11 protein-coding genes are annotated in these 12,554 nt (G+C 42.8%); 7 read left to right on the forward strand and 4 right to left on the reverse strand.

Features of this window, described 5'->3' with window-relative positions:
* Nucleotides 1-45 precede the first annotated feature (45 nt).
* Entirely contained in the window at nt 46-1,266 is a 1,221-nt protein-coding gene (gene trpB / locus G496_RS0100160; RefSeq protein WP_027177487.1) for a tryptophan synthase subunit beta, read from the reverse strand.
* 420 nt (nt 1,267-1,686) lie between these two features.
* Here trpB and fsa point away from each other — a divergent pair, with 420 nt between their 5' ends.
* A complete protein-coding gene (gene fsa, locus G496_RS0100165; protein WP_027177488.1) occupies nt 1,687-2,334 on the forward strand; it encodes a fructose-6-phosphate aldolase in 648 nt (215 codons plus the stop codon).
* Between the two features lie 140 nt (nt 2,335-2,474).
* On the opposite strand, the gene G496_RS0100170 is transcribed toward fsa, so the two are convergent.
* From G496_RS0100170 to G496_RS0100180, 3 genes are all read right to left on the reverse strand, one after another.
* Complete coding sequence (locus G496_RS0100170) at nt 2,475-2,999, reverse strand: AAA family ATPase (protein ID WP_027177489.1); 525 nt, start codon at nt 2,997-2,999, stop codon at nt 2,475-2,477.
* Nucleotides 2,992-3,618, reverse strand: a complete 627-nt coding sequence (gene pnuC / locus G496_RS0100175; protein WP_027177490.1) for a nicotinamide riboside transporter PnuC — start codon at nt 3,616-3,618, stop codon at nt 2,992-2,994. Before pnuC ends, G496_RS0100170 begins: the two co-directional genes overlap by 8 nt.
* A gap of 182 nt (nt 3,619-3,800) precedes the next feature.
* Nucleotides 3,801-4,934 carry a double-cubane-cluster-containing anaerobic reductase gene (locus G496_RS0100180; protein WP_034631855.1) on the reverse strand — a complete coding sequence of 378 codons (1,134 nt, stop codon included), beginning with the start codon at nt 4,932-4,934 and terminating at the stop codon, nt 3,801-3,803.
* A 317-nt stretch (nt 4,935-5,251) separates the two neighbouring features.
* Here G496_RS0100180 and G496_RS0100185 point away from each other — a divergent pair, with 317 nt between their 5' ends.
* The 6 genes from G496_RS0100185 (at nt 5,252) to G496_RS0100210 (ending at nt 12,523) form a co-directional block, all read left to right on the forward strand.
* Nucleotides 5,252-5,842, forward strand: a complete 591-nt coding sequence (locus tag G496_RS0100185) for a TetR/AcrR family transcriptional regulator (protein WP_027177492.1) — start codon at nt 5,252-5,254, stop codon at nt 5,840-5,842.
* Nucleotides 5,843-5,873: 31 nt separating this feature from the next.
* Nucleotides 5,874-6,887 carry a TRAP transporter substrate-binding protein gene (locus G496_RS0100190; protein ID WP_034631858.1) on the forward strand — a complete coding sequence of 338 codons (1,014 nt, stop codon included), beginning with the start codon at nt 5,874-5,876 and terminating at the stop codon, nt 6,885-6,887.
* 75 nt (nt 6,888-6,962) lie between these two features.
* The gene (locus tag G496_RS0100195) at nt 6,963-7,436 is read left to right on the forward strand and encodes a TRAP transporter small permease (RefSeq protein WP_027177494.1); all 474 of its coding nucleotides are present in this window, start codon (nt 6,963-6,965) and stop codon (nt 7,434-7,436) included.
* Nucleotides 7,436-8,749: a TRAP transporter large permease gene (locus G496_RS0100200; protein ID WP_027177495.1), complete on the forward strand. Its 1,314-nt coding sequence runs from the start codon at nt 7,436-7,438 to the stop codon at nt 8,747-8,749. The genes G496_RS0100195 and G496_RS0100200 overlap by 1 nt, the downstream gene beginning before the upstream one ends.
* Nucleotides 8,750-8,963: 214 nt before the next feature.
* Complete coding sequence (locus tag G496_RS18335) at nt 8,964-11,336, forward strand: PAS domain-containing hybrid sensor histidine kinase/response regulator (protein WP_051294722.1); 2,373 nt, start codon at nt 8,964-8,966, stop codon at nt 11,334-11,336.
* A gap of 215 nt (nt 11,337-11,551) precedes the next feature.
* A complete protein-coding gene (locus G496_RS0100210) occupies nt 11,552-12,523 on the forward strand; it encodes an NAD-dependent epimerase/dehydratase family protein (RefSeq protein ID WP_034631861.1) in 972 nt (323 codons plus the stop codon).
* Nucleotides 12,524-12,554 lie beyond the last annotated feature (31 nt).

Genomic DNA, 12,554 nt, shown 5'->3' on the forward strand with positions numbered 1-12,554 from the left:
CGGTTCTGTTGTATCAATTGTCCGATGTCGGTAATCGGCTATTAATCATCCGTTCATTCTCGGGAGTTCAAACTCTCCAGCTTCCACAAGGCGTTCTATTTCGGCAACATCCTTATCACCACGACCGGAAAGGTTGACAATAATTATTGTTTCTTTTGAGAGCTCAGGGGCAATTTTTATTGCGTGTGCAAGAGCATGTGAAGATTCAAGTGCCGGGATAATGCCCTCTGTCTGGGAGAGAGTGAAAAAAGCATCCACTGCTTCTCTGTCCGAGGCATAAACATATTCAGCTCTTCCTATATCTTTGAGATAGGAATGTTCTGGGCCGACACTGGGGTAGTCAAGTCCTGCTGAAATTGAGTATACCGGTGCCGGGTCTCCATTCTCGTCTTTAAGCATATATGAGTTGAATCCGTGCATAATTCCCGGCTCACCAAGACACAGGCTTGCCGCATGCTGTCCCGGCTCAAGCCCTCTTCCCGAAGGTTCAACACCTACCAGCCTGACTGATTCATCTTTAACGAAATCAGAGAAAAGGCCTATGGCATTTGAGCCGCCGCCTACACAGGCAATGCAGTAGTCCGGGAGACGGCCTTCGGTTTCTAAACACTGTTCTCTGGCTTCCCTGCCGATAACAGACTGAAATTCACGGACCATGATCGGGTAGGGATGCGGTCCAACGGCTGAACCAAGAAGATAAAAGCTGTTTTCCGGGTCTTCTATCCAGGCGTTTAATGCTTCGTCGACCGCTTCTTTCAGGGTTCTCTGGCCTGATTGAGCTGCAACTACTTTTGCTCCCATCATCTGCATTCTGAAAACATTCAGTTTCTGTCTTTCAACGTCAACCGCGCCCATGTATACGGTACATTCCATACCCATCAGAGCTGCTGTGGCTGCTGTGGCAACACCGTGCTGACCGGCTCCGGTTTCAGCGATTATCTTCTTTTTGCCCATGCGTTTGGCAAGCAGAATCTGGCCTATGGTGTTGTTTACTTTGTGTGCGCCAAGATGGTTCAGGTCTTCACGTTTCAAATAAATTTTTGCTCCGCCGAGCTTTTCAGTGAGATTGCTGCAAAGGTAAAGAGGCGTTTTTCTGCCAGAATATTTAGTGAGGTAATATTCGAAATCTTTTAGAAACTCTGGGTCATTTCTATACTTTTCAAAAGTGTCGGCGAGTTCTTTGAGGATAGGAAGGAGCAGCTCCGGTACATATTGTCCACCGAAGTTACCAAAAAATCCGTCAGCGGTAAGCGGGGTATTGCTCATTTTTATCTCCTTGAAGAATTTTACGGCAGTGCCCCGCATAAAAAAAACGCGGTCAGTTTACACTGCCGCGGTTATTTATAATTTTTTATGCTGTCTTATGGACGAAACAAACCACGGCGCTTTAGAAGCGCCACCACCAGCTCATGAAGCCGAAAGAAGAAATTGTGGAGTTGTTTGTCATAACGATTTGAGAAATACATAGAGCAAAATATATTGTCAAGAATCTGATTTCATTTTTCACAGACTCGGGAGAGCCCCCGGTTTTCATTCAACGAATTGTATTAATTTTGCTTTGCATCTTGCCGTGACAATATTGTATGGCTATTTTGAGTTTAATAAATTTGGAGTGCTCGATCTTATAGAATTCTGGTCTGTTTAGACCACGTGAATGCGGTTAAAAATATTCAGGAGTATAACTTAATGGAATTTTTTCTTGATACAGCTAACATTGATGAAATCAGATCCGCTAATAAACAGGGACTGCTTGATGGAGTGACAACAAATCCTACACTGCTTTCACGCGAAGGCGGAGATTGGCGGGAACAGGCCAAAGCAATCTGCACAGAAGTCAAAGGCCCTGTAAGCCTTGAAGTTGTAGGGGAGACTGCTGCGGAAATGGTTGCGGAAGCAGAAGATCTGATGAAGTTCGGTCAGCATGTGGTTATAAAAATACCTATGACTTCGGAAGGACTTATAGCTACAAAGATTCTTTCACAGAAAGGTATAAAAACAAACGTAACCCTTATTTTTTCGCCCTTGCAGGCCTTGCTGGCTGCAAAAGCCGGGGCGACTTATGTCAGCCCGTTTGTCGGCAGGCTGGATGATATTGTTGTGGAAGGAATGGAACTTGTTTCACAGATTCGCACTATTTTTGACAACTACGGCTATGAAACAAAAATTATTGTGGCCAGCATCAGAAGTCCTCTGCATGTTCTGGACAGTGCTCTTGAAGGGGCAGATGTAGCTACAATCCCGTATAAAGTTATAAGCTCGCTTGTTAAGCATCCCCTGACAGACAAGGGACTTGCTGCTTTTAATGCAGACTGGGCAAAACTTACCGGTAAGTGATACTAAGAGCCTGCTTATGCCGCTTGAATTTGCGGGTGAGTAGCAAAGCATAAACTGCGTAGATTTTAGAAGAACTCCGCTGCTTAAAAAATTTTCGGGCAGTGGAGTTCTTTTTTTTAGTTTTTTATCCTGAGGATATGTCAGGACTCAAGTAGCAGAAGGTCTATCTGCTCAACTGCCTTTCGCGCTCTTTCTTCAACAGAACCGGATAGTTCAATATATGGAAGTTCTCTTTTTTCCAGTTCATTTTTAAAAAGGTCCTGCATGTATTGTCTGCCTTCGGGACGGTCTCTCTGTCCATCTGCCTGCCACGGTATATCGGTGCAGCATAAAAGGTATAGATCAGTTTTGAGGTTGTTAAAAATGGTCTCAATCTGTTCCGGGCAGGAGCCAAAATAATGATTTGAATATATTAGTGAAGAGAGTGTATCTGTATCGCAGATAACCGGATTACAACCCTTTTCTATAATTTTTTGTTCTGCTTCCAATTGTCCTCTGGCAATGGGGACCGCATCATCAATGCTCAGTCTGCCATGCTTCATCTCAAAGTAATTGCGGAGATATTCAGGAACGGTCTCAACTTGATAATGTTCACCGAGCTTTCGAGTCAGAGTTGATTTTCCGGTACATTCCGATCCGGTTATGACGATGCGTATGCTAGACATTGTTTTCCCTGTTGAGCATTGATTTACGCCATTGCAGATAACCTGCCGCAGCCATCAGGGTATAAACAACCATAAGCAGGCTGTATCCTGACCAGCCTTTGAGATAATATATAAAGACATAGATGGTGTCTGCGATAATCCACAGAATCCAGTTTGAAAGGTATTTTTTAGCGAGAAGGTATTGGGCGATCAGACTCATTACCGTTGTAATTGAATCCCACCACGGATATGCGGCGTGCAGATATTTGGTGGAAACATACCCGCACAAAACAGTTGCTACGGTTCCCCCTGCCGCAAGTCCGGCTGCCAGTTTGAAAGGTATTCGTCTTACGGGGAGTGGTGAACTGTTTTTTCCTCCCCGGAGCCATTGATACCAGCCGTAAAAACCAAGGACTACATAGACAGCCTGTAAAAAAGCATCAGCATATAGCTTTCCTGTAAAAACAATAACCATCCATATCCCGACGCTGACAATGCCGAAGGGCCAGCATAAAGGATTTTCCCGTACGCTTAAGAAAATATAAATTATGCCGGTAACAATGGAAATCTGTTCACCGGTTCCCATTGCTGAGACGAATGAGTATATAAAATTTACAGCCTGTGTTGCCAGTTCTAACACCTTGGAAACCTCCGTTAAAGGGCGTGCAAGATAGCAGAGGAGCGTGACTGAGGCAATTAGACCAATTTACTGTTTTTTTTAGAATATATGGTTAGTTATTGAATATAGAATGAAAATTGAATCAAAATTTTTGTAAATATATAAAGCGTACCGGGAGATGGAAGGCCTCTCCCGGTTTATCTTTAGGAGGCCAGCTCTAAAAATGCTTCAATACGAGTCCTGAGCTGCTCAATATCTGATTCGGAATAATCTGTTTCTATATGCAGGAATGGCAGATTCAGTTCCTGTTCCACAAACCTTCCGATAAGAGTCGATTCTGCGTTATAGGTGTGGCAGCCCGTCCAGGTGAGGTCAATCACGGCCTCAACTCTGAATGTTTCAACCATTTCTTTGATGGAAGAGAAGCGGTTCTCATTGGGAGTCATGCAGGAACATGGAATCTGGAGATAGCGTTCAGCCAGAGCTTCAAAAGGATCACCATCCTCTTTTACCTGCATGGTCATTCCTTTAAGGCCGGAACAGTTCTCCATACAGACTATGCGTCCGCCAAGATCATCTGTAATTCTGATAACTTTGTCTGATCCTTTTCCTACCGGGCATCCGGTAAGCAGAATCCGTAATCCCTTATTTTCTACAGCGCTCTGTGAGTTTATAAATTCTTCCAGCTCTGTATGAAGTTTTTTCAGTGCCTCAATGTGTTTTTGCGGGTAGACGCTGAAACTGGAGCTTTCCTGAACAGAGAGCATTTCACTGGCAGTCAGAGGAGATCTTTCATTCGCAGCAAGAACAGCAATTTCCCAGAGTTCCTTTCTAATCTGGTTTTGCTCTTTAATGCGGTCAAGGAGTTCTGTTGCCGATACTTTTATACCGGACTGTTCATAGAGAAATTCTTCAAGACTTTTTAATGAGGCTTTCCAGTATTCAAGAGCCGGAGTCCCGTTTTGAGTATGTGGCAGGTGCATGAGGTGAACCGGTTTGAACTTTTCCATCAGCTCATACATTTTCTTTTTTCCGTCACATGTTGTTTCCGCAATTATGAAATCTGAAAAACTGAAAAAAGGACAGCTTTCAGTAACAGCAAAACCATAGCTTGATTTTATAAGCGGACAGAGAGCCGGAGGCAGATCTTTTTCAGCATCTTTTATGGGCGTCTGTTTTTTTCCACAAAGACTTATGGGCACGACCCCAGCCGCACGTATCAGTTCTATCGGGGCATAAATACAGTAGATTCCAGCTATTTTTTTACCCTGTTCGTGCCACTCGTCCAGTTCCGCTATGCTTTTTTCAGAGAAGTCGGTGAAGAATTTAAGATCCATGATGGTTACCTTTATTGGGAATATGAAGGAGTTATGCCGATATTAAAGGCTTGAAAGCTATCTTGATCACAGAGACTCAGGTTCGTCCAATCGGTTATAGCAATATCAAATTGTTTTCATGATAGATTTTAAAAATAACGGCTTGGCATGTGTTGTAAGAGCACGTCTCTAACCTCTATCGATTAGGTGATTTTTTTATCTGCTTTACTGATAAAAATGTTGACATGAAGAGAGTTCATAAATAAAAGTGACCGACAGTCATTTTATGACCATAGGTCATTTTAGGTTTTAAAAAAGTTTTGCCGGATGTGAAATTTATGGCTCGGAAACAAAAAGAAAAATCAAAGCAGACCATGAACGATCTTATGGATTCTGCCCAGAAATTGTTTGTCCGCAAAGGTTATGTGGCTACTTCGGTTGCTGAAATAACTGATAACGCCGGATACTCAAAAGGTAATTTCTATAGATACTGGGCAAGCAAGGATCGCCTTTTCCTTGATATTCTTGAAAGTAAAATGCGCGACTACCGTGAAGCCAGAGATAAAAAGCTCAGCACGGCAGGCTCTCTTGAAGAGGTCATAAATATCATCTGGGATTTTCTGGAAGATATTGTGAGAGACTGCAACTGGGCGAAAGTATTTCTGGAATTTACAATCCATGCCGCGAGAACCCCGGAAATCCGTGGTGATCTAGGGCTGAGTCAATACCGTCTTTCCGATGAAATCTTTGCCGGATTGATAAGTGAATATCTTGAGACTGATTTTCCGGCTGAAAAGCTTGGCGCTTTGAATACCGTTATGTTTGAGGGGTTTATGGTTCATAACGCATTAGGGACAGGTGTTCTGGATCTTCAAACTGTCAGAGATGCCGCTGTGACACTGATTCTGGACAAGGGCCTGAAAAAATAAATTAATCATATTGCTGCCTTTTGGAGGAATAATGAAGGGTAAATTTTTGGTTTTGCTGTCTGTTCTGCTTTTAACTTCGGTCCTGCCGTCATTTGCAAAGGCTGAAACTTATAATTTTACATATTCAAACTTTTTTCCTCCTACCCATGTGCAGTCTAAGCTGGCTGAAGAGTGGTGTCAGGAAGTTGAAAAGCGCACCGACGGAAGAGTTACAATTTCATATTTTCCCGGTGGAACCCTTACCAGAGCCAACCAGTGTTATGATGGAGTTGTTCAGGGACTTTCCGATATAGGACTTTCCGCTCTGGCGTATTCACGGGGCCGGTTCCCGGTCATGGCGGTTGTTGATCTTCCGCTGGGATATAAATCCGGAGTAGCCGCCACAAAAGTAGCCAATGCCGTTTATGAGAAGTTCAAACCGGCAGAGCTTGATGATGTTCACCTCATGTATTTCCATGCCCACGGTCCGGGACTTCTGCATACCGCTGAAAAACCCGTGAGAACTCTTGAAGATTTGAAGGGCCTTAAAATCAGGGCAACCGGCAACTCGGCCAAGCTGGTTTCAGCTCTTGGCGGTGCTCCTGTAGCCATGTCCATGCCTGATTCCTATCAGGCCATACGCAGAGGTGTTGTGAACGGGGGCATGTACCCTATTGAAACCAACAAAGGCTGGAAAATGGCTGAAGTGGTTGATTACTGTACTTTAAACTATCCTGTTGCATATACCACAACGTTCTTTGTCGTAATGAATAAAGAAAAATGGGAAGAGCTGCCTGAAGATATCCAGAAAATAATTACGGATATCAACAAAGAATGGGCCTTGAAACACGGTCAGGCCTGGGACCATAGCGACCAGCTTGGTAAAGAGTTCTTTGAAAAGAAGGGTGGCAAATTCATAACTCTGGATGAAGCTGAGGGTAACAGGTGGAAGCAGAAAGCCATGCCTATGATGGATGAGTACATCAAAAATGTTTCAGCCAAGGGCGTAGATGGAAAGGCTGTTTTAGATTTCACCGTAACAGAGCTTAATTCTATACAAAAATAAATTCATAAATGACTGAAAGTTATAAGCCGGGGTTTGTTGTTGCCCCGGCTTATTCTGTAAAAACGGGGGCAGGTGATGTTTTATCTTATCCGCGGACTGGAGAATCTGCTTAAAGTAATAGCTGCCGCAGCTCTTATAGGCATGGCTCTTGTTACCGGGGCTGATGTTGTCATGCGTGGTGTGTTCAATTCTCCACTTATCGGTGTTGAAGAGATTGTTGCTGTTCTGGCTGTTCTAGCCACTGGATTCGGTCTCGCTTATACTCATTCCCAGCGGAGTAATATCGGTGTCGAATTTTTAATCAGCCGTCTGAAAAAAAGAACAAGAGCCAGAATCCGTTGTCTCACTGATCTTGCCGGAGTAGCCCTTTTTGCTCTCATTACCTGGAGGCTTGTTCTTTATGGAATGAGCATGGCAAAAGTAGGGCATGTTTCCATGACTCTGGAACTGCCGACTCCACTCATTATCTATTCACTGGCTGCCGGATTCGGCTGCCTGACTCTCGTTCAGTTCAAAGATTTTCTTTCCTTTTTTGTGGAGGTTGAATAATGGATCCGGCTACTATCGGTCTTATCGGTGTTGTGGTTATGCTGGTATTGTTCATGACCGGAATGCCGGTGGCTTATATCATGACCATCGTGGGATTCGGCGGTTTTTCAACGCTTATCTCTCTCAAGGGCGGGCTGGGACTGCTCTCTCGCAGTTTTTATGGAACTTTTTCTTCCTACGATCTTGCGACCATTCCTTTATTTATTTTGATGGGGCAGCTGGCTTTTAATACCGGGATCAGTCGCAGGCTTTATCGCACGGCTTATCATTTTCTCGGAAATATTCAGGGCGGGTTGGCAATGGCCACTGTCTCTGCCTGCACGGCTTTCGGAGCCGTCTGCGGCTCATCTCCTGCAACAGCCGCAACTATGGCCACAGTCGGAATACCGGAAATGAAGCGATACGGTTATGCCGATTCTCTCGCCGCCGGGTCTGTGGCGTCAGGTGGAGGACTGGGCATGATTATGCCGCCCAGTGTTGTCCTGATTGTTTACGGGGTTCTTACAGAGCAATCCATAGGCTCGCTTTTTGTTGCGGGAATAATTCCTTCCGTTGTGCTTACGGTTCTTTTTATTATTGCCATAGCTATTCAGTGCAGGATTAATCCTGAGCTTGGCCCTAAAGGTGTGCCGTGTTCATTTTCCGAAAAAATGCGCTCCCTTGCCGGGCTTGCTGACACTTTTATAATCTTTGTGCTTGTTATCGGCGGCATGTTTAAAGGTTGGTTTACCCCGACCGAGTCGGCCTCAATCGGTGTTCTCGGGGTTCTTATACTTGGGATTGTTAAGCGTCAGCTCAGCTGGAAAGATCTATGTAATTCTCTTTATGAAACTATGCGTACCTCATGCATGGTTCTATTTCTGGTGGCCGGAGCAGTTGTATTCGGTAAGTTTCTGGCTGTGACCAGAATACCGTTTAATGTTGCTTCATGGACTTCGTCGCTTGATTTTCCACCACTTGTAATCATGACGATGATTCTGCTTATTTATTTTATCGGTGGCTGTTTTATGGATGCGCTGGCTCTTATTATGCTGACCATTCCTGTATTTTATCCGATGGTCACGGCAATGGGGTTTGATCCGATATGGTTCGGGGTAATTATTGTTCTGGTTACGCAGATCGGAGTTATTACGCCTCCAGTAGGCATAAATGTTTATGTTGTCTATGGTATGGCCCAGAAATTTGCTCCTTCGATTACATTGGAATCTATATTTAAAGGAACAATGCCATTTTTACTTGCAATTCTTGTGGGTATAATATTGTTTTCAATTTTTCCGCAGTTTATTCTTTATCTTCCCGGAGCAATGTATTGATACTTAATTGAATTATATCATGCTGTGATATTCAGTTTCTTAATCTTAATTATTATATCGAAAACCTCCGTTTTTATGCGGAGGTTTTTTTATGTGTTTTATGTTTAAAAATATTTCTTCTCTTTGCAAAAATTTGTTATATAGTCTGCTATGCAAGTATTCTGGTATAAAATTATGTCATTTTCTTTATTAATGACATTTCTGGAGTTTTCTGATGGGGAATAGCAATAAAGTATATCCGGTTTTTGATAGAAAAGACATCTCCGAAAAGCATAGACCGGCAGAATGCTGTCAGGAAAAAGACGGAGTTGTGGGCAGAGATTTTTATGATTCTTTTTTTAGAAAAAACCACATTGTTACAATAATATTTGATCCTGAAAACGGTGTAATTCTGGATGCGAATGATGCCGCATGTTCCTTTTACGGATACTCCATTTCTGAAATAAAAAAAATTAAAGTTTATGATTTGAATACAGTAGACAGTGCTACGGTAGATGAAAATATTGATAAGGCTGTCAGACGAAGTCAGAATGAGTTTCTGCTTGAGCACAGACTTGCTGACGGCCGAACAAGGAATGTCAGAGTTTATAGCGGGGTAGCCCCTGTTTTTGGAAGAGAATGTATCTATTCCTGCATTTTCGATGTTACTGAGCACGTCACTACCCAGAAAAAACTGGCTGACAGCGAAGAAAAATTTAAAAAATTATATCTTGAAGCACCTGTTCCATACCAGTCTCTTGATGCTGATGGGACTTTTGTCGATGTTAATAATACGTTCTGTAAAATTCTCGGATATGAAAAAAAGGATTTAATAGGGCGCAATTTCAGTGAAATTATCCATCCTGAGTGGCGAATTAATTTTCAGCAGAATTTCCCAAAATTCAAAAGCATTGGTGAAATCCTGGGAGTGGAATTCAAGCTGCTGCGTAAAGACGGAACCTATCTGCTGGTATCTTTTTCAGGAAGAATCGACCGTAATGATGACGGTTCTTTTAAGCAGACGCATTGTGTTTTCAGGGATATTACCCGTGAAAGGGAAAATATGCTCGGCCTGATGGAAAACGAGCATCGCTTCAGGAGTCTGTTTGAAGGTCTGGAGATGATTGCCGTGCAGGGATATGATGCGGACCGTAAAATCATATTCTGGAATAAAACAAGCGAAAGGCTTTTTGGATACAGTGCAGATGAAGTTCTTGGTCGTCCTATAGAGGAACTTGTTCTTCCTGAGAAAAGCAGGCAGAGATTTGTTAAAGGCCTTAAAGCATGGATTGACGGGGGTAGTCCTTTGCAACCCGGCGAATCGGTTCTTGTTGATAAAAAGGGTAATCAGGTTCCGGTCTATTTTTCGCATGTTATGCAACTAAATAAATCCGGTAACGTTGAGATATACAGCATCAACGTGGATTTAACCGAAATTAAAAAAGCCAATCTGGCTCTTTTGAAAGCCAAAGAGGAAGCTGAAAGAGCGAATCAGGCCAAATCAATTTTTCTTGCCAATATGAGTCATGAGCTGAGGACCCCTCTAAATGGAATTATCGGTATGCACGGTCTTTTGCAGACAACCGGTCTTGATGGCGAGCAGGAGCGTTATATTAATGGCGCGGTGACCGCTGCAAGGAGGTTGACTGATCTGCTGGGCGATGTCCTTGATCTTTCAAAAATAGAAGCAGGGAAAACTTTTCTGGTGGAAGCTCCTTTTAATTTAAGGGAACTTCTGCGTAATACCGGAGAATTATTCACTCCGTCATGTCTGCAGAAAGGTTTGGAGCAGACATTTTATTTTGACGAAAGGCTCCCGGAAATTGTAATCGGTGATCAGATAAGGATAATGCAGGTTATTACCAATCTGTTAGGAAATTCAATTAAGTTTACTGATTCAGGTTTTATCCGTTTTGAAGTTCATTTAATCAGGCAGACTGAAGCAGATCTTACAATTCTTTTTATTGTTTCGGATAGTGGCATCGGTATCGCTGATGACGAACTTGATAATATTTCTGAAATTTTTATGCAGGGTGAAGACAGCTATGTCCGCAGGTTTCAGGGCGCAGGGCTTGGACTTTCCATTGTGAAAAAGCTGGTTGAGATGATGAACGGCTCTCTGAGTATAGATTCAGTAAAAGGAAAAGGTACGGATATTTATTTTTCTGTTCCTTTGAAAACAGGAAGTGAAAATTCTTTGCAGAATATGGAATATTCAGAAAAATTGTTGGAAGAAAAAAGTAGACCTTCAAAAATTCTGCTGGTTGAAGATGAAGCCATCAATCGACTGGCTATGAAGAGGATGCTTGAAAAATATGGAACGCATGTCAGTTGCGCGGTCAACGGTCTTGAAGCTCTTGATCAATTGAAAAATGACAGCTTTGACGTTGTTCTTATGGATATTCAAATGCCTGTAATGGATGGCATTAAAGCGACCCTTAAAATTCGTTCCGGTAAAGCCGGTGATACTAATAAAGAAATTCCCATTATTGCTTTGACAGCCTATGCGATGGCAGGAGACCGTGAAGAGTTTCTCGGTGCCGGTATGAATGACTGCCTCACAAAACCTATAGATATGGATAAGCTTATCAAAGTCCTGAATCTTTAGGCTGTTATCTGGATTGGAGCCTTGAAAAGAAGTTTACAACCTTTTTGGCTTACGGGATGTCATTTTCCGGATTAAAAAGAATGCGGAATGGAAAAAACTAAAATAATTTAATCTGGATTTAATTCTGGTATTATGGCCACAAAAGAATTGCTACTCCTAGAAATACACTGTTTATTAAAATTTTAGCATGAAGATTTAAAATCAGAGGGGAATATATGTCATCCGGGAAAAATTGTCTGGTAACAGGCTGTGCGGGATTTATCGGCAGCCATCTTTCAGCAGCATTGCTAGATCAAGGACATACCGTAATTGGAATAGATAACTTCTTTTCCGGATATCCCCATAACATGGAGAAATTTATAAATAATCCTGATTTTTACTTCATGGATATGTCGATAGTCGAAGATGAATTCTGGGATGAAATTATTGAGAAGTTTTCATCCGTTGACGTGGTTTTCCATCTGGCGGCTATCGTTAGTGTTCCTTATTCCCTTAAGCATGCTGAAACAACAATGGAAACCAACTATGCCAGCAGTGTTAAGATGATAGAGGGAGCACGCAGTCACGGTGTTGAATCGTTTATTTTTGCTGGTTCCGCTGCGGAATACGGAGCTGAGGTCAGACTTCCGGTCCGGGAAGAATACGCGCGTGAGGTGGATGACCACCTGAGTCCTTACGGTCTGGCAAAGTTTCGCACCTCTATTTATCTTGAAGATTCCGGTTATGGCTGTTCACTGCGTTTTTTCAATGTCTTCGGTCCAAGGCAGGATCCCTCCAGTGCCTACAGCGGAGTTATTTCCCGCTTTATAGATTTCGGACTTAGTGAACGGTCTATGGTCATCTTTGGCGATGGTTTGCAGTCCCGTGATTTTATCCATGTTTCAGATGCCGTTAAGGTTTATCTGCTAGCGGCCGGGCTTGATTCCTCCGGCAAGGGACCACTTAAAGGTATCTATAATGTTGGAACAGGAAAGGGAACTTCTGTTCTGGAACTCGCGGAAAGAGTGCTTGAGCTGACCGGCAGTGATAAGGATATTACCTTCAAACCTGAAAGAGCCGGGGATATAAAACATTCCATAGCAGATATTTCTAAATTGGAAGCTGTAGGATTCAAACCGGAAATATCCCTTGAAGACGGACTTGAGGATACAATAAAATGGGAAAAAGTTGTGCGTAGAATTTCCTGAGATCCGGAGAAATAAAGAATTTAATGTTAAG

The organism is Maridesulfovibrio bastinii DSM 16055, assembly GCF_000429985.1.
Classification (GTDB): Bacteria; Desulfobacterota; Desulfovibrionia; order Desulfovibrionales; family Desulfovibrionaceae; genus Maridesulfovibrio; species Maridesulfovibrio bastinii.

Coding starts and splice junctions, on each gene's coding strand:
- trpB (WP_027177487.1), bottom strand. CDS start 1,266: ATGAGCAATACCCCGCTTACCGCTGACGGATTTTTTGGTAACTTCGGT.
- fsa (WP_027177488.1), top strand. CDS start 1,687: ATGGAATTTTTTCTTGATACAGCTAACATTGATGAAATCAGATCCGCT.
- G496_RS0100170 (WP_027177489.1), bottom strand. CDS start 2,999: ATGTCTAGCATACGCATCGTCATAACCGGATCGGAATGTACCGGAAAA.
- G496_RS0100180 (WP_034631855.1), bottom strand. CDS start 4,934: ATGGATCTTAAATTCTTCACCGACTTCTCTGAAAAAAGCATAGCGGAA.
- G496_RS0100185 (WP_027177492.1), top strand. CDS start 5,252: ATGGCTCGGAAACAAAAAGAAAAATCAAAGCAGACCATGAACGATCTT.
- G496_RS0100190 (WP_034631858.1), top strand. CDS start 5,874: ATGAAGGGTAAATTTTTGGTTTTGCTGTCTGTTCTGCTTTTAACTTCG.
- G496_RS0100195 (WP_027177494.1), top strand. CDS start 6,963: ATGTTTTATCTTATCCGCGGACTGGAGAATCTGCTTAAAGTAATAGCT.
- G496_RS0100200 (WP_027177495.1), top strand. CDS start 7,436: ATGGATCCGGCTACTATCGGTCTTATCGGTGTTGTGGTTATGCTGGTA.
- G496_RS18335 (WP_051294722.1), top strand. CDS start 8,964: ATGGGGAATAGCAATAAAGTATATCCGGTTTTTGATAGAAAAGACATC.
- G496_RS0100210 (WP_034631861.1), top strand. CDS start 11,552: ATGTCATCCGGGAAAAATTGTCTGGTAACAGGCTGTGCGGGATTTATC.